Origin of the sequence: Priestia sp. SIMBA_032 (assembly GCF_046535215.1) — a bacterium.
In the GTDB taxonomy this organism is placed as follows: domain Bacteria; phylum Bacillota; class Bacilli; order Bacillales; family Bacillaceae_H; genus Priestia; species Priestia aryabhattai.
In genome coordinates this window covers 1-299 of record NZ_JAWRXD010000409.1, presented here as the reverse complement: position 1 = coordinate 299, position 299 = coordinate 1, and the positions used below count along the sequence as shown (strand labels likewise).

The window sequence follows — 299 nt, the reverse complement described above, 5'->3', positions numbered from 1 at the left end:
CCCACGGTGCAGCAGCAGTTGATGAGCAGCGCACCGCTTTCCGCCGGGGGCGGTCATCGGGGTTTTCATGACACGTTCTCCTGCCAGACCGATTATTTGCCCACGAATGGAGCATTTGTTCAAATGGCTGACTTAAATTCGATGTCGGATCACCGCTCAGAACGCGAAACTGGACACAGTTGATTGCCGACGCGCTTGGGGTACCGATGCGCCGGCCGCCCGACACGAAAGCATCGCTGCGCTCGGGCCCGCACGTTTGGGGTGGTTAGCGGCCGACGGCGATTTTTCGGTCGTTGTTC

The 299-nt window shown here is 59.5% G+C and carries 1 protein-coding gene; it reads left to right on the top strand.

Going from position 1 to position 299, the window contains the following annotated elements; genetic code table 11:
* On the top strand, positions 1 to 183 hold a 183-nt coding region (locus tag SB717_RS34950; RefSeq protein WP_410907479.1), incomplete at its 5' end, for a hypothetical protein.
* Between the last annotated feature and the right edge of the window lie 116 nt (positions 184 to 299).